Annotated in this window: 14 protein-coding genes; 7 read left to right on the top strand and 7 right to left on the bottom strand. The window is 64.1% G+C overall.

Translation table 11 applies throughout. The annotated features are described in order from the left end of the window. The first annotated feature begins 15 nt into the window (after nt 1-15). Nucleotides 16-1734 (top strand): bifunctional diguanylate cyclase/phosphodiesterase, encoded by a 1719-nt coding sequence (locus M2395_RS11620; RefSeq protein ID WP_011060222.1) that lies wholly within the window; start codon nt 16-18, stop codon nt 1732-1734. Here M2395_RS11620 and M2395_RS11615 read toward each other — a convergent pair. Next, the gene (locus tag M2395_RS11615) at nt 1707-2477 is read right to left on the bottom strand and encodes an ABC transporter substrate-binding protein (protein ID WP_019093852.1); all 771 of its coding nucleotides are present in this window, start codon (nt 2475-2477) and stop codon (nt 1707-1709) included. The genes M2395_RS11620 and M2395_RS11615 overlap by 28 nt on opposite strands. Nucleotides 2478-2616: 139 nt before the next feature. On the opposite strand from M2395_RS11615, the gene dnaX reads away from it, so the two are divergent. The 5 genes from dnaX (at nt 2617) to M2395_RS11590 (ending at nt 8266) form a co-directional block, all read left to right on the top strand. After that, the gene (dnaX, locus tag M2395_RS11610) at nt 2617-4695 is read left to right on the top strand and encodes a DNA polymerase III subunit gamma/tau (RefSeq protein ID WP_011060224.1); all 2079 of its coding nucleotides are present in this window, start codon (nt 2617-2619) and stop codon (nt 4693-4695) included. 66 nt (nt 4696-4761) lie between these two features. Beyond that, entirely contained in the window at nt 4762-5100 is a 339-nt protein-coding gene (locus M2395_RS11605; protein WP_015634779.1) for a YbaB/EbfC family nucleoid-associated protein, read from the top strand. Between the two features lie 210 nt (nt 5101-5310). Further along, on the top strand, nt 5311-6354 hold the full coding sequence (locus M2395_RS11600; RefSeq protein WP_011060226.1) for an NADP-dependent oxidoreductase: 1044 nt from the start codon (nt 5311-5313) through the stop codon (nt 6352-6354). Between the two features lie 58 nt (nt 6355-6412). Then, the gene (gene recR / locus M2395_RS11595) at nt 6413-7015 is read left to right on the top strand and encodes a recombination mediator RecR (protein WP_011060227.1); all 603 of its coding nucleotides are present in this window, start codon (nt 6413-6415) and stop codon (nt 7013-7015) included. 102 nt (nt 7016-7117) lie between these two features. Then, on the top strand, nt 7118-8266 hold the full coding sequence (locus M2395_RS11590; protein ID WP_011060228.1) for an acyl-CoA dehydrogenase family protein: 1149 nt from the start codon (nt 7118-7120) through the stop codon (nt 8264-8266). Between the two features lie 7 nt (nt 8267-8273). On the opposite strand, the gene M2395_RS11585 is transcribed toward M2395_RS11590, so the two are convergent. Together M2395_RS11585 and fnrA are read right to left on the bottom strand one after the other, a co-directional pair. Beyond that, a complete protein-coding gene (locus tag M2395_RS11585; RefSeq protein WP_011060229.1) occupies nt 8274-8822 on the bottom strand; it encodes an adenine phosphoribosyltransferase in 549 nt (182 codons plus the stop codon). Between the two features lie 81 nt (nt 8823-8903). Continuing rightward, on the bottom strand, nt 8904-9638 hold the full coding sequence (gene fnrA, locus M2395_RS11580) for a Crp/Fnr family transcriptional regulator FnrA (RefSeq protein ID WP_011060230.1): 735 nt from the start codon (nt 9636-9638) through the stop codon (nt 8904-8906). Nucleotides 9639-9791: 153 nt separating this feature from the next. Between fnrA and M2395_RS11575 the strand changes: the two genes are divergently transcribed. Beyond that, the gene (locus M2395_RS11575) at nt 9792-10271 is read left to right on the top strand and encodes a hypothetical protein (RefSeq protein ID WP_053157104.1); all 480 of its coding nucleotides are present in this window, start codon (nt 9792-9794) and stop codon (nt 10269-10271) included. Here the strand turns inward: M2395_RS11575 and hemN are convergent. The 4 genes from hemN to M2395_RS11555 form a co-directional block, all read right to left on the bottom strand. Then, complete coding sequence (gene hemN, locus M2395_RS11570; RefSeq protein WP_123430277.1) at nt 10268-11650, bottom strand: oxygen-independent coproporphyrinogen III oxidase; 1383 nt, start codon at nt 11648-11650, stop codon at nt 10268-10270. The genes M2395_RS11575 and hemN overlap by 4 nt on opposite strands. 148 nt (nt 11651-11798) lie before the next feature. Then, the gene (locus tag M2395_RS11565) at nt 11799-12482 is read right to left on the bottom strand and encodes a sulfite exporter TauE/SafE family protein (protein ID WP_011060233.1); all 684 of its coding nucleotides are present in this window, start codon (nt 12480-12482) and stop codon (nt 11799-11801) included. After that, nucleotides 12475-12705, bottom strand: a complete 231-nt coding sequence (ccoS, locus tag M2395_RS11560; protein ID WP_011060234.1) for a cbb3-type cytochrome oxidase assembly protein CcoS — start codon at nt 12703-12705, stop codon at nt 12475-12477. Before ccoS ends, M2395_RS11565 begins: the two co-directional genes overlap by 8 nt. Nucleotides 12706-12726: 21 nt before the next feature. Next, a complete protein-coding gene (locus M2395_RS11555) occupies nt 12727-15177 on the bottom strand; it encodes a heavy metal translocating P-type ATPase (RefSeq protein WP_077933652.1) in 2451 nt (816 codons plus the stop codon). Between the last annotated feature and the right edge of the window lie 69 nt (nt 15178-15246).

The raw sequence follows: 15246 nt of genomic DNA, 5'->3' as shown, positions 1-15246 counted from the left end.
CAGTGAGTTCGACTCATGGATGAGAAATACCGCAGGGCCGTCGATGCCGCCGCCATCTTCTCCGAGACGGACCTGGGCGGCAGCATCACTTATGTCAACGATCTGTTCTGCCAGGTCTCGGGCTACAGCCGTGAAGAACTGATCGGCGCCAACCACCGCATGCTCAGTTCCGGGCTGCATCCGCCGGAGTTCTTTGCCGAGTTGTGGCAGACCATTACCCAGGGCCGGGTGTGGAAGGGCGAGATCTGCAACCGCGCCAAGGACGGCAGCCTGTACTGGGTCGACAGCACCATGGTGCCGCTGGTGGATCAGCGCTCCGGGCAGGTGGTGCGTTATGTGTCGATCCGCTTCGATGTCAGCGAAAAGCGTCAGCTGTTGCATTCGTTGCAATGGCGGGTCGGCCACGACGTGCTTACCGGGCTGCCCAACCGGGCCTTTCTCTCGGACCTGCTGCACCAGGCTCTGGATTTCTCCCGGGCGCAGGATATTCCCCTGGCGGTCTGCATGCTCGACCTGGATGGCTTCAAGGCGGTCAATGACGGCTATGGCCACGCCTGTGGCGACCTGCTGCTGGTGGAGGTGGCTGCGCGGCTGCGTTCGATCATCCGCGGCGAGGACGTGGTGGCTCGCCTGGCCGGCGACGAGTTCGTGCTGATTTTGCGTTACGTGCGCGACATGCTGGAGCTGCGCGCGGCGTTGCAAAGGGTATTGGCGACCATTTCCCAGCCGTACTCGATCCAGGGCAAGGACATCAACGTCTTCGCCAGCATCGGCGTGACCCTGTACCCCACCGACAATCACGACGCCGACACCTTGTTGCGCCACGCCGACCAGGCCATGTATGTGGCCAAGCAGAGCGGACGCAACCGCTTCCACCTGTTCGATGTACTGCGCGACCGTGAAGTGATGGTCACCTATCAGACCGTCGAGCAGGTGCGCCAGGCCTTGCTCGCAGGCGAGTTGCGCCTGTACTTCCAGCCCAAGGTGAACATGCGCACCGGTGAGGTGGTGGGCTTCGAGGCGATGCTGCGCTGGCAGCACCCGCAGCGCGGCATGCTGGGGGCCCAGGAGTTTCTGCAGCAGGTGGAGGAGACCGACCTGATCGTCGAGATCGGCGAATGGGTCATGGACCAGGTGATGACCCGCCTGCAAGGCTGGCAGCAGGCGGGGCTGGGCTGGCCGGTGAGCCTGAACGTGGCGGCCCGGCATTTCCAGCGCCCGGACTTCGTCGAGCGGCTCAAGGACATGCTCGATCGCTATCCGGATGTATTGCCGGCGTTGCTGGACCTGGAAATCGTCGAGTCGGTGGCCATCGACAATATCCAGCGGGTCAGCGATTGCCTCGATGCCTGCCAGGGATTTGGCGTGCAGTTCTCCCTGGGGGACTTCGGCACTGGCCATTCGTCCCTCAGCTACCTCAAGCGCCTGCGCACCCAGACCATCAAGATCGACCGGCTGTTCGTGCGCGACATGCTGCACGACGCGGACGATCAGGCGCTGATCCAGGCGTTGGTGGGGCTGGCCCAGGCCTTTGGCCGGCGCGTGGTGGCCGAGGGGCTGGAAAGCCTGGCGCATGGCGAGCGCTTGATGGCCCTTGGCTGCGACGTCGCCCAGGGGGATTTCATTGCGCCACCAATGCCCGCCGAGGCGGTGCTGGACTGGGTGCGTAGCTTTGAGCCACCGCGGGCATGGCGAAGCGACGAGCTTCAGGGCGAGGCGATGTCGGGAGGCTGAGCGTCGTCCTGAGGGCCGACGTAACGTTGGATGATGGCGTCGATCTCGCCGGACATCTTCATTCGCAACAGGGTGCGCAGGATGCGCTGGGCCGGCACTCTCGGATCGTTGCGTACATAGCAGCCGACGGCCTGCTCCTGCAGCACCGCGACGCTGTACAGCGGGTTGCCGGTGGCCTGGGTCTTGTTGAACCAGTCCAGGGTCCACTGGCTGGCGATGGCGTAGCGGTAACGCCCGACCACCAGTTTCTGCAGCACCTGCTCCTCGTTGCGGGCGTCGTCGCGTATCAGCTGGTTGGTGTCGAACAGCGGCTGCAAGGGGGTGTAGGTATAGCTGAGGACGGTGCCGATATGCTGGCGCGACAGTTGCTGCAGGTTGACCACCGAGGGCTCCGGATGGGTGCTCACCAGCAGGTTGCGCTGGATGAACAGCGGCACGCTCCACAGGTAATCCCCAGAGAGGTTCGGCAGCCAGGCCTGGGCAGCGTAGCAGCGCACGTCGACTTCGCCCTGGGCCATGGCGTTCTGCACCCGGGCCCGGGCCAGGACATGAAACTGCGCCGGGGTACCCAGGTGCCGGGCCAGGCTGTTCATGGTGTCGAAAAGGATGCCATCGGTGGGCTGGTCGCCTTCGACCTCGATGGCCGGCATGGTCCAACTGTCGGCGATGGCAAAGCGCAGGGGCGGCTCTGCGGCTTCCAGGCTGGCGCTGAAGAGAAACAGGGCGCACCAGGTCAAACGCATACAGTCTCCAGGGTGTCGGCGGGCGAGCAATCCTTTGCAAAATGCAAGCTTAGACAGATTAGACGAGCGCGCCGGATGCAATTTCGCCCTTGCTCCGCTAGCATTACCGGCTTCCGCTTTCCAGTTGCGACGGTTTTCGATGAGTTATCAGGTTCTTGCACGTAAATGGCGTCCGCGCTCGTTCCGCGAAATGGTCGGCCAGACCCATGTGCTCAAGGCTCTGATCAATGCCTTGGACAGCCAGCGGCTGCACCACGCCTACCTGTTTACCGGCACTCGCGGGGTGGGCAAGACCACCATCGCGCGAATCATTGCCAAATGCCTGAACTGTGAAACAGGTATCACTTCCACGCCCTGTGGCACCTGTTCGGTGTGCTGCGAGATCGATGAGGGGCGCTTTGTCGACCTGATCGAGATCGACGCCGCGAGCCGGACCAAGGTCGAGGATACCCGTGAATTGCTGGATAACGTGCAATACGCACCGAGCCGCGGGCGCTTCAAGGTCTACCTGATCGACGAAGTGCACATGCTCTCCAGCCACTCGTTCAACGCCCTGCTCAAGACCCTCGAAGAGCCGCCGCCCTACGTCAAGTTCATCCTGGCGACCACTGATCCGCAGAAGCTGCCGGCGACCATCCTCTCGCGCTGCTTGCAGTTCTCCCTGAAGAACATGACCCCGGAACGGGTGGTGGAGCACTTGAGCCACGTCCTGGGCGTGGAGAACGTGCCGTTCGAGGATGACGCCCTGTGGCTGCTGGGCCGCGCCGCCGATGGCTCGATGCGCGATGCCATGAGCCTCACCGACCAGGCGATTGCCTTCGGTGAAGGCAAGGTCATGGCGGCCGATGTGCGGGCCATGCTCGGCACCCTCGATCACGGCCAGGTCTATGACGTGCTGCATGCGCTGATCAACGGCGACGCCAAGGCGTTGCTCGAGGCGGTGCGGCATTTGGCGGAGCAGGGGCCGGACTGGAACGGCGTGCTTTCGGAAATTCTCAACGTGCTGCACCGGGTGGCGATTGCCCAGGCATTGCCGGAAGGGGTCGACAACGGGCACGGCGATCGTGACCGGGTGCTGGCCCTGGCCCAGGCCCTGCCTGCCGAAGACGTGCAGTTCTATTACCAGATGGGCCTGATCGGTCGACGCGACCTGCCGTTGGCGCCGGACCCGCGCGGCGGCTTTGAAATGGTCCTGCTGCGAATGCTGGCCTTCCGCCCAGCCGATACCGCGGATGCACCGAGACAGCCGCTAAAGCCAGTGGGGATCAGCCAGGCCACAGTTGATTCCGCCCAAGCCGTGGCGGCGCCGGCACCTGCCGTGCCTGTAGCGACCGTTGCCCCGGCTCCGGTTGTGAGTGCTCCAGTGGCGCCAGCACCTGTTGCCGCGCCCGAACCTGTCGCGCCCCCTGTGGCCGAAGCGGTCGCTGTCGAACCCGAGCCGGTGGTTGCCGAAGCGGTGGTCGACCTGCCCTGGAACGATCCGGTGGAGCCACAGATCGAACAGCAGCCAGCGGTCGAGCCGGTGCTGGAGGTGGCCGCCGAGCAGCCTGAGCTGACGCCGATGCCGACCCCGACGCCGGACAGCGTGGTGCCGGACGCGCCGGAGTGGGTCAGCGCCCCGGTGCCGGAACCCACGGTGGCGGAAGTCGACGCCGCCACTCCGGGTATCGACCTGGACGACGAGCCGCCGCTGGACGAGGACTATATCGAGCCGGACATGGATTCGGCCTACAGCTACCTGGACGAACTGGCCAGTGAGCACGCAGCCGATCCGGCGCCGGAACCCGAGCCCGAACCTGCTGCCAAGCCGGCCACTGGCCTGGCCCTGGAATGGTTGCAGCTGTTCCCGAAACTGCCGATCTCGGGCATGACCGGCAGCATCGCCGCCAACTGCACCCTGATGGCCGTGGACGGCGACCATTGGCTGCTGCACCTGGACCCGGCCCACAGCGCACTGTTCAACGCCACCCAGCAGCGTCGCCTCAACGACGCCCTGAACCAGTACCACGGGCGTACCCTGACCCTGGCGATCGAGCTGATCAAGCCCGAGCAGGAAACCCCGGCCCAGGCTGCATCACGGCGCCGTGCCGATCGTCAGCGCGAGGCCGAGGAGTCGATCCATGGTGATCCGTTCATCCAGCGGATGGTCCAGGAGTTCGGTGCAGTGGTGCGCCACGATACTATTGAACCTGTCGAGGCCCTGGCGGCTCAGGGTTGATCATTCAAAGGGCGCCGGGCCAGGGGCCGGGCGCCGTTTCCATCCCCGTACTTTGAGGTAATTCCCATGATGAAAGGTGGCATGGCCGGCCTGATGAAGCAGGCACAGCAGATGCAGGAAAAAATGGCCAAGATGCAGGAAGAACTGGCCAACGCCGAAGTCACCGGCAAGGCAGGCGGCGACATGGTCACCGTAGTCATGACCGGCCGTCATGACATCAAGCGCGTGAGCATCGACCCGAGCCTGCTGGAAGGCGTCAGCGAAGATGATCGTGAAGTGCTCGAAGACCTGTTTGCCGCTGCGGTGAACGACGCCGTGCGCAAGATCGAGTCCAACAGCCAGGAAAAGATGTCCGGCATGACCGCCGGCATGCAACTGCCTCCAGGCATGAAATTGCCGTTCTGATTCGCGCAAGCGCATCGGATGGACTACATAAAGCCAGGCCTTGAGCCTGGCTTTTTTTTGCCCTGGCGATCAGCACTGCGCGGTGGGTAGCAGCCGGCTAGCCGGCGAAGGCCACAGCAGATCCATCTGCAGAAACATCGAACGTGATGCTATTCACAGGGTCTGCAACCTATACCCTTTCATTCAACCTTCCCTAAAGGAGTGTCCATGATGCCGCAAACATTGACCCTCAATCAGCGCGTGGTGCTGGTCTCTCGGCCCGAAGGCGCGCCGGTCCCGGAGAATTTCCGCCTGGAGCGGGTGGCCTTGCCGGAACTGGCTGATGGCCAGGTGCTGTTAAAGACCCTCTACCTGTCCCTGGACCCCTACATGCGCGGGCGCATGAGTGATGCCCCGTCCTATGCGGCGCCAGTGGAAATAGACGAGGTCATGACCGGCGGTGCAGTGAGCCGGGTCGAGCGTTCGCTCAACCCCAAGTTCCAGGAGGGCGACCTGGTGGTGGGCGCCACTGGTTGGCAGAGCCACTGCATTTGCGATGGCCGCAACCTGATCCCGGTGCCCTCTGGCCTGCCCAGCCCTTCCATGGCCCTGGGTGTGCTCGGCATGCCCGGAATGACCGCCTACATGGGGCTGATGGACATCGGCCAGCCCAAGGCCGGGGAAACCCTGGTGGTGGGTGCGGCCTCCGGCGCCGTGGGGTCGGTGGTGGGGCAGGTGGCGAAGCTCAAGGGGCTGCGGGTGGTGGGCGTGGCCGGTGGCGCCGACAAATGCCGCTATGTGGTCGAGGAGCTGGGTTTTGATGCCTGCATCGATCACAAGAGCCCCGACTTTGCCGACGAACTGGCCCAGGCCTGCTTCAAGGGCGTGGACATCTATTTTGAGAACGTCGGTGGCAAGGTCTTCGACGGGGTACTGCCCCTGCTCAACCCCAGGGCGCGTATTCCCCTGTGCGGGCTGATCGCCCAGTACAACGCCCAGGCGCTGCCGCCGGGGCCGGATCGCCTGCCACTGCTGCAGCGCACCTTGCTCACCAAGCGGGTACGCATCCAGGGCTTTATTGTCTTCGACGACTATGGCGACCGCCATCCGGAGTTCATCAAGGCCATGGCGCCCTGGGTGCGCGAAGGCAAGGTCAAGTTCAAGGAGGACGTGGTCGAGGGACTGGAGCAGGCACCAGAAGCCTTCATTGGCCTGCTGGAGGGGCGCAACTTCGGCAAGCTGGTGGTCAAGGTCGCCCCGGACGCGAGCATTTGACGCTACCCCGAGGCGCGGGTATAAACCGCGTCTCGTTGTTTTTGTCGGACCTTTGCCCATGAGCTTCAGCCCCCTGATTCGCCAACTGATCGATGCCCTGCGCACCTTGCCGGGCGTGGGTCAGAAAACCGCCCAGCGCATGGCCCTGCAACTGCTCGAGCGTGATCGCAGTGGCGGCTTGCGCCTGGCGCAGGCCCTGAGCCAGGCCATGGAAGGCGTGGGGCATTGCCGCCAGTGCCGGACCCTGACCGAAGACGAGCTGTGCCCGCAGTGTGCCGACCCGCGTCGCGACGACACCCTGCTGTGCGTGGTGGAAGGGCCGATGGATGTGTACGCGGTGGAGCAGACCGGCTATCGCGGGCGCTACTTCGTGCTCAAAGGCCACCTGTCGCCTCTGGATGGCCTGGGCCCGGAGGCCATCGGCATTCCGCAGTTGCTGGCGCGTATCGAGGAGCAGGGCAGCTTCAGCGAAGTGATCCTGGCCACCAATCCGACGGTGGAAGGCGAAGCCACTGCGCACTACATCGCCCAACTGCTGACCAACAAGGGCCTGATCACCTCGCGCATCGCCCACGGCGTGCCTCTGGGCGGCGAGCTGGAACTGGTGGATGGCGGCACCCTGGCTCACTCCTTTGCCGGGCGCAAACCCATAGCGTTGTAAGGCTGCGGGAGCCGGCTGACTGGCGAAGGATGCGTCACGCATTTTCTTGAAAACCAAGCAAGCGCTTGGTAAGTTCCTTCGACCCTTCAGAGGAGCTTGCCGATGTCTGCCTGCCAGGAATACTTCGACCCCAGCCACCAGTTGGTCCGCGACAGCGTGCGACGTTTCGTCGAGCGTGAAATCCTTCCCCAGATCGACGAGTGGGAGGAGGCCGGCAGTTTCCCCCGTGAGCTGTACCTCAAGGCCGGGGCCGCCGGGCTTCTGGGCATCGGTTACCCCGAGGCCCTGGGCGGCAGCCATGAGGGTGATCTGTTCGCCAAGATCGCCGCTAGCGAGGAGTTGATGCGCAGTGGCTCCGGCGGCCTGGTGGCGGGCCTCGGCTCCCTGGATATCGGCCTGCCGCCCATCGTCAAATGGGCCCGCCCCGAATTGCGCGAGCGAGTCGCACCGCTGGTGTTGTCCGGGGAGAAGATCAGCGCCCTGGCGGTCACCGAGCCCGGCGGCGGCTCGGACGTGGCCAACCTGCAGACCCGCGCCGTGCGCGATGGCGATCATTACCGGCTCAGTGGCAGCAAGACCTTCATCACCAGTGGCGTGCGCGCCGACTTCTACACCGTTGCGGTGCGCACCGGCGAACCTGGCTACGGCGGTATCAGCCTGTTGCTGGTCGAAAAGGGTACGCCGGGCTTCACTGTGGGTCGGCAGTTGAAAAAGATGGGCTGGTGGGCCTCGGATACCGCCGAGCTGTTCTTCGACGATTGCCGGGTGCCGGTGGGCAACCTGATCGGCGCCGAGAACATGGGCTTTGCCTGCATCATGGGCAACTTCCAGAGCGAACGCCTGGCCCTGGCCCTGATGGCCAACATGACCTCACAGATGGCCCTGGAGGAAAGCCTGAAGTGGGCGCGCGAGCGGGAGGCGTTCGGCAAGCCCATCGCCAAGTTCCAGGTGCTCAAGCACCGTCTGGCAGAGATGGCCACGGCCCTGGAGGTTTCCCGGGAGTTCACCTATCGCCAGGCGGCGAAGATGGCCGCCGGCAAGAGCGTGATCAAGGAAATTTCCATGGCCAAGAACTTCGCCACCGATACCGCCGACCGTATTACCCACGATGCGGTGCAGATCCTCGGTGGCATGGGCTACATGCGCGAAAGCCTGGTGGAGCGCCTGTATCGCGACAACCGCATTCTGTCGATCGGCGGCGGCACTCGCGAGGTGATGAACGAAATCATCAGCAAGCAGATGGGGCTGTAGGTGCAGGCTAGCGTTCGGTCAGGGAAAACTGGGTCAGGCAGAAGGTCGGGATCCCCATGTCCTGCAGCTTCTGCGAGCCGCCCAGTTCCGGCAGGTCGATGATCGCCGCGGCTTCATAGACCTTCGCCCCCATGCGCCGTACCAGATTGGCGGCGGCGATCAGGGTGCCACCGGTGGCGATCAGGTCATCGATCAACAGCACCGAGTCGCCTTCACACAGGCTGTCGGCGTGGACTTCAATGAAGGCTTCGCCGTACTCGGTCCGGTAGCCCTCGGCCAGGATGTCGGCCGGCAGCTTGCCCTGTTTGCGGAACAGGATCAGCGGCTTGTTCAACTGGTAGGCGATGATCGAGCCGATCAGAAAACCCCGTGCGTCCATGGCGCCGATGTGGCTGAAGTCTTCTTCGACATAACGCTGGGCGAAGCTGTCCGCCACCAGGCGCAGGGCCCGGGGAGACTGGAACAGGGGGGTGATGTCGCGGAAGATCACGCCCGGTTTCGGGAAGTCGATGACGGGGCGGATCAGGGATTTGATGTCGAAGGAATCGAAGGCCATCTTCAGGTGTCCTGGCGGGCAAATAGGCCGCGCCAGTATACCCGCGACCGAGCCGCCTGGCTCAGCCGCACAGGCTGTGGATCAGCCCTCCACCGAGCCGCCGGCGAGGGCGCAGAGCTGGATCGGATCGAGGATGTGCACTTCCTTGCCTTCGGCGGCAATCAGTTCGTTCTGCTGGAAACGGGTGAACACCCGGGACACGGTTTCCACGGCCAGGCCCAGGTAGTTGCCGATTTCGTTGCGCGACATGCTCAGGCGGAACTGGTTGGCCGAGAAGCCCCGGGCGCGGAAGCGCGCGGACAGGTTGACCAGGAACGTGGCGATACGCTCGTCAGCGGTCTTTTTCGACAGCAGCAGCATCATTTGCTGGTCATCGCGGATTTCCCGGCTCATGACCCGCATCAGCTGGCGACGCAGCTGTGGCAGTTGCAGTGCCAGCTCATCGAGGCGTTCGAAGGGGATTTCACACACCGAGGTGGTTTCCAGCGCCTGGGCCGAGACGGGATGGCTTTCGGTGTCCATGCCTGACAGGCCTACCAGCTCGCTGGGGAGATGGAAGCCGGTGATCTGTTCTTCGCCGCTGTCGCTCAGGCTGAAGGTTTTCAGGGCGCCCGAACGCACGGCGTACACCGAGTCGAAGCCGTCACCCTGACGGAACAGGAATTCGCCTTTTTTCAATGGGCGGCCACGTTTGACGATTTCGTCCAGCGCGTCCATGTCTTCCAAATTCAGCGAAAGTGGCAGGCAGAGGGGTGCCAGGCTGCAATCCTTGCAATGGGCCTGGTTGTGAGCGCGCAGTTTAACTGGCTCGGACATTCTAGAATCCTTGTGGGAAAACACACATAAGCCGTAAGGGTAACTCACGGGAGGAGGTTCCGGCCAGTCCGTGCCGTATTGACTGTTAGTCGTAAAGCTATCCTTTTATGGGTCGATAACCTGTTAACGAAAGTAACTTGGAAGGCTGAAATTATGTCGTCCGTTGGCGCTATTACTAATGGCAGCAATAACTTGCAGTCACTTCAAGAGCCCTCGACAAGTCAGGTTGACGAGCAACTAAGAGTTTCTCCATTAGTTGCAGAGCCAGTGATCGGGGAGGGCGTCAAAGTGTCGCTGTCTGGCGCCGGCCTGAACAAATCCGCCGCCGCCAAAGGGCGTGACAGTGATATCGAGGAAAGCGGCCTGCCGGAAAACATTCAGCAGATCCTCAAGATGATCAGAAAATTGCAACAACAGATTGCCGAGACCCTCGCCCAGCTCCAGGCGGTCATGGCCGACAAGCACCTGAGCCCAGAAGAAACCAAGGTCCGGGTCGGCAGCCTGCAATCTGCCCTGGCAATACTCAACGGCGGTTTGCTGACCGCCAATGCCTCCCTGGCCAAGGCAATGAAAGAAGCGGGCTTGAGCCCTGAGCAGGTGATGAAGGCTGCATCCTTGATCATGAAATCCTAGATCACCCGGGAAAACCGCTGGCGGTTCTGCTGGCCCAGGTATGCATCGAACACCATGCACACCGAGCGCACCAGTAGGCGACCGGCTGGCAGCACGATGATTGCTTCGCTGCCAAGTTCAATCAGGCCGTCGTCGGCCATCTCTTCCAGTTCCGGCCAGAGTTCATTGAAGTAGCCGCGAAAGTCGATATTGAAAGCCTGTTCGATCTCTTCGAACTTAAGACTAAAGTTGCAGATCAGTTGCTGAATAACTTCCCGGCGCAGACGGTCATCGGCGTTGCATACCAAGCCGCGACTGGTGGCCAGTTGTGCGCCAGCCAAGGCATTTTGATAGTGCGTCAGGTCGCTGCTGTTCTGGCAGTAGAGATCGCCGATCTGGCTGATGGCTGAAACACCGAGCCCAATAAGGTCGCAATGACCATGAGTGGTGTAGCCCTGGAAGTTGCGTTGCAGGGTGGACTCTTCCTGGGCAATGGCCAGTTCATCATCGGGCAGGGCGAAATGATCCATGCCGATGTAGCGATAGCCGGCAGCCGTCAGCTGTTCGATGGTGCGTTGCAGCATCTGCAGCTTTTCCGCCGGGGCAGGCAGTTCGCTGCCGTTGATCCGCCGCTGGGGCATGAAACGCTCCGGCAGGTGGGCGTAGTTGAACACCGAGAGCCGGTCCGGTTGCAGGCTGATGACTTCTTCCACGGTGCGGGCGAAGTTTTCCGGGGTCTGCTTGGGCAGGCCGTAGATCAGGTCGATGTTGATGGAACGGAACTGCAGGGTGCGGGCCGCTTCGATCACCGCCCGGGTTTCGTCCAGGCTTTGCAGGCGATTGACCGCGCGTTGCACTGCCGGGTCCAGGTCCTGCAGGCCGATGCTGACCCGATTGAAACCCAGCTCCCGCAACAGGCCCATGGTCGACCAGTCGGCTTCCCGGGGATCGATCTCGATGCCGTAGTCGCCGGAGTCGTCGTCCAGCAGGTTGAAGTGCTTGCGCAGCAGGGCCATCAGTTGGCGTAGTTCATCGTGGTTGAGAAAGGTCGGGGTGCCGCCGCCGAAATGCAGTTGTTCCACCCGCTGGTCGGGGGCCAGGTGGCAGGCGATCAGTTGCATCTCCTGTTCCAGGCGCTGCAGGTAGGGCAGGGCGCGGCTGCGATCCTTGGTGATGACCTTGTTGCAGGCGCAGTAGTAGCAGATGTTGGCGCAGAACGGGATGTGCACGTACAGCGACAGCGGGCGCTGCGCCTTGCGGCTGTCGCGCAGGGCGTGCAGCAGGTCGAAGGCGCCGACCTGGCTGTTGAACTGCACTGCGGTCGGGTATGAGGTGTAGCGCGGTCCCGCCAGGTCGTAGCGGCGGATCAGATCTGTGTCCCAACGAATGGCGTCGAGCATGCGGGAATTCCCCCGGATAGGCTGGCAGTGTTCGCGAGTCTAGGAGGTTCAGGCCAGGGCCATCTTGACTTGTATCAAGGGTGTTCGGGAGCCGCCGGAGCAGTGCCGACGAGGCGTGCAGGCCCGGTTGCCGGGCGCCTCCCCGGGGTCAGTGGCCCATCAGCCAGTGCTGGTGAGGACCGGGCAGGGTCCAGATGCCGAAGAGAATGACCAGCACGCCGCCAGCCATGCGTACGCTGCGCCGACGCAGCAAAGCGGTGATCCGTTCGGCTGCCAGCCCGGTGGCCAGCAGCACGGGCCAGGTGCCCAGGCCGAAGGCCAGCATCAACAGCGCGCTGTCCAGGGCGCTGCCCTGGCTCGCCGACCACAGCAGGGTGCTGTACACCAGACCGCACGGCAGCCAGCCCCACAGCGCCCCCAGGAGCAATGCACGGGGCAGGCTGGAAACCGGCAACAGGCGGCTGGCCAGCGGCTGGATATGCCGCCACAAGCCCTTGCCAAGGCCTTCGATGCGGGTCAGGCCACTCCACCAGCCGGCCAGGTACAGGCCCATGGCAATCAACAGCAACCCGGCCAGCACTCGCATGAACAGCGCCAGTGGACTGTTGGCTACAGCCCAGCCTGCCAGGCCCAGCAGCAGGCCGGCCAGGGCGTAGCTGAGGATGCGGCCCAGGTTGTAGGCCAGCAGCAGGCGCAGGCGTCGGCTGCGCTGTTCCGGGGGGATGGCCAGCGTCAGGGCGCCCATCAGGCCGCCGCACATGCCCAGGCAGTGGCCGCCACCCAGCAGGCCGAGGATCAGCGCAGAGACCAGCAGAGGGGCCAGTTCAAGCATGGGGCGGTTCCGATTTTCTGGCGGGGTCGGCTTCGCTGCTCGGTTGGCCCTTGGCCTCATCCACCGCGGCGGTGTGGCTTGGGTCCTGGTCGTCGAACAGGATGCTGTGGGCCGGGCCGTCGAGATCGTCGTACTGGCCGCTGTCCACCGCCCAGAAGAAGATGTAGATGGCGATGGCCACGATCAGCAGGGCGGCCGGGATCATCACGTAAAGAGCTGGCATCTGGACTCCAGGCCCGGCGGCTCAGGCCGGCAACGGGCGGGTTTCGGGGGCGTCGGCGCTGTCGGCCGGCCGCGGCATGCGGGTCAGGCGCAGGGCGTTGAGCACCACGGTCAGGGAACTGATGGACATGCCGACCGCCGCCCACACCGGAGTGATCCAGCCGAGGGCGGCGAACGGCAGCATCAGGCCATTGTACAGCCCGGCCCAGAGCAGGTTCTCGATGATCACCCGGCGCGTGCGGCGGGCCAGGCTGAAGGCCTGCACCAGGGCATCCAGGCGATTGGACAGAAGTACCGCATCGGCGCTGGTCTTGGCCAGGTCAGTGGCCGAGCCCATGGCGACGCTGATGTCGGCGGCGGCCAGCACCGGTACATCGTTGACCCCATCGCCGAGCATCAGCACCTTGCGGCCCTGCTGGTGCAGCTGTTGCAGCACCTGCAGCTTGTCATCGGGGCGCAGGCCACCCCGGGCTTCGTCGATCTGCAGTTCGGCAGCGACACTGGCGACCATCGGCGAGCTGTCCCCGGACAGCAGCAGGGTGTGCCAGCCACGAGCCTTGCAGGCCGCCAGCAGGGCCGGAGCATCACTGCGCAGGCGGTCGTCCAGCACCAGCCAGGCGAGAGCCCCCTGGCTGTCACCGAGCAATAGCCATTGGCCGGCTTCATCGGGCATGGGCGGAACGGTACAGCCACTGAGCTGGCAAACGTAGGCTGGTTGCCCGATGCGCAGACGCTGATCGCCCACCAGGCCTTCCAGGCCCAGGCCGGGGCTGCTGGTAACTTCCTCGGCGGCCACTGGGGCACGGCCGAAAGCCCGGGCGATCGGGTGCTCGGAACGGTTTTCCAGGGCTGCGGCCAGGCTCAGGCAGTCATCGCTGGACAGGGCCCCCAATGGCCGGATGGAACGCAGCGCCAGCCGCCCTTCGGTGAGGGTGCCGGTCTTGTCGAAAATCACTGTGTCGATCTGGTTCAGGCCTTCCAGTACGTGGCCGCGAGTCAGCAACAGGCCGAGCTTGTGCAAGGTGCCGGTGGCGGCGGTGAGGGCTGTGGGCGTGGCCAGGGACAGCGCACAAGGGCAGGTCGCCACCAACATGGCCAGGACGATCCAGAACGCCCGTGAGGCGTCTAATTGCCACCACAGCAGCCCGATGGCGGCCGCGGCGATCAGCGAGAACAGCAGGAACCACTGGGCTGCACGATCGGCAACCTCCGCCAGCCGCGGTTTCTCTGCCTGGGCCCGGTCCAGCAGGCGCACGATGGCCGATAGCCGGGTGTCCTGGCCCAGGGCCTGGACCTGCACTGTCAACGCACCTTCGACGTTCAAGGTACCGGCGGTCACCCTATCGCCCAGGCCACGGGGCTGCGGCAGGTATTCACCGGTGAGCAGGGATTCGTCGATGCTCGATTGGCCGTCGAGGATCTTGCCGTCTGCCGGCAGTACTGCGCCGGGATGCACCAGCACCCGGTCGCCCAGGCGCAATTCGCTGAGCAGGATGCGTTCACTCTGGCCGTCTTCATCCAGGCGCAGGCAGGAAGCTGGCAGCAGATTGACCAGTTGCGCGGTAGCCGCCGCGGTGCGCTCCCGGGCCCGGCGTTCCAGGTAGCGGCCGGCGAGCAGGAACAGGGCGAACATGCCGACGGCATCGAAATACAACTCGCCAATGCCGCTGATGGAGGTCCAGATGCCGGCCAGGTAGGCCCCGCCGATGGCCAGGGACACCGAGACGTCCATGGTCAGGTGGCGGGTACGCAAATCGCGCATGGCGCCCTTGAAGAACGGTGCGCAGCTGTAGAAGACGATGGGCGTGGTGAGAAACAGCGCGACCCAGCGCAGGATCGTATGCAGCTCGGGGCTCAGGTCGATGTTGAATTCCGGCCAGGTGGCCATGGTCGCCATCATGGCCTGGAACCACAGCAGGCCGGCGACGCCCAGCTGGCGCAAGGCCAGGCGGTTTTCGCTGGCCAGTTGCTCGGAGGCGCGATCCGGCTGATACGGGTGGGCGGCGTAGCCGATGTGGCGCAGCTCGCTGAGCACCTGGCTCAGGGGCAGTTGGCTGTCGGCCCAGCGCACGTGCAGGCGGTGGTTGGACAGGTTGAGCCGGGCTTCGGCCACCGCTGGCAGGCTGCGCAGGTGTTTTTCGATCAGCCAGCCGCAGGCGGCACAACTGATGCCCTCCATGAGCAGCGTGGTTTCCGCCAGCTCGCCTTCGTGCCGGACAAAGGGCTGCTGCACGTCGGCGCGGTCGTACAGCGCCAGTTCGTCCATCAGTTGCACGGGCAGGGCTTCAGGGTTGGCCGAGGCCTCGCTGCGATGGCTGTAGTAGTGCTCCAGACCGCCAGCGACTATGGCTTCGGCCACTGCCTGGCAGCCCGGGCAGCAGAACTCCCGGGGTTGGCCAAGCACGACGGCGGTGAACCGGCTACCGGCAGGAACCGGCAGGGCACAGTGGTAGCAAGGCAGTGGCGTGGTCATCGGCGGTCTTTGTAATGTGGGAAAAACTCATCACCGGCGCACCGGTCCCGCTGCAAGGGCAGGGGAGGC

This window comes from Pseudomonas sp. BIGb0176 (assembly GCF_024810175.1).
GTDB lineage: Bacteria > Pseudomonadota > Gammaproteobacteria > Pseudomonadales > Pseudomonadaceae > Aquipseudomonas > Aquipseudomonas protegens.
This window is presented reverse-complemented; position numbering and strand designations above follow the sequence as displayed.

Excerpts from the sequence above, each read along its gene's own strand:
- M2395_RS11615 (WP_019093852.1), bottom strand. The coding sequence starts at position 2,477 with ATGCGTTTGACCTGGTGCGCCCTGTTTCTCTTCAGCGCCAGCCTGGAA.
- M2395_RS11585 (WP_011060229.1), bottom strand. The coding sequence starts at position 8,822 with ATGGCCTTCGATTCCTTCGACATCAAATCCCTGATCCGCCCCGTCATC.
- M2395_RS11620 (WP_011060222.1), top strand. The coding sequence starts at position 16 with ATGGATGAGAAATACCGCAGGGCCGTCGATGCCGCCGCCATCTTCTCC.
- M2395_RS11600 (WP_011060226.1), top strand. The coding sequence starts at position 5,311 with ATGCCGCAAACATTGACCCTCAATCAGCGCGTGGTGCTGGTCTCTCGG.
- M2395_RS11575 (WP_053157104.1), top strand. The coding sequence starts at position 9,792 with ATGTCGTCCGTTGGCGCTATTACTAATGGCAGCAATAACTTGCAGTCA.
- fnrA (WP_011060230.1), bottom strand. The coding sequence starts at position 9,638 with ATGTCCGAGCCAGTTAAACTGCGCGCTCACAACCAGGCCCATTGCAAG.
- dnaX (WP_011060224.1), top strand. The coding sequence starts at position 2,617 with ATGAGTTATCAGGTTCTTGCACGTAAATGGCGTCCGCGCTCGTTCCGC.
- recR (WP_011060227.1), top strand. The coding sequence starts at position 6,413 with ATGAGCTTCAGCCCCCTGATTCGCCAACTGATCGATGCCCTGCGCACC.
- M2395_RS11565 (WP_011060233.1), bottom strand. The coding sequence starts at position 12,482 with ATGCTTGAACTGGCCCCTCTGCTGGTCTCTGCGCTGATCCTCGGCCTG.
- hemN (WP_123430277.1), bottom strand. The coding sequence starts at position 11,650 with ATGCTCGACGCCATTCGTTGGGACACAGATCTGATCCGCCGCTACGAC.
- M2395_RS11590 (WP_011060228.1), top strand. The coding sequence starts at position 7,118 with ATGTCTGCCTGCCAGGAATACTTCGACCCCAGCCACCAGTTGGTCCGC.
- M2395_RS11605 (WP_015634779.1), top strand. The coding sequence starts at position 4,762 with ATGATGAAAGGTGGCATGGCCGGCCTGATGAAGCAGGCACAGCAGATG.
- M2395_RS11555 (WP_077933652.1), bottom strand. The coding sequence starts at position 15,177 with ATGACCACGCCACTGCCTTGCTACCACTGTGCCCTGCCGGTTCCTGCC.
- ccoS (WP_011060234.1), bottom strand. The coding sequence starts at position 12,705 with ATGCCAGCTCTTTACGTGATGATCCCGGCCGCCCTGCTGATCGTGGCC.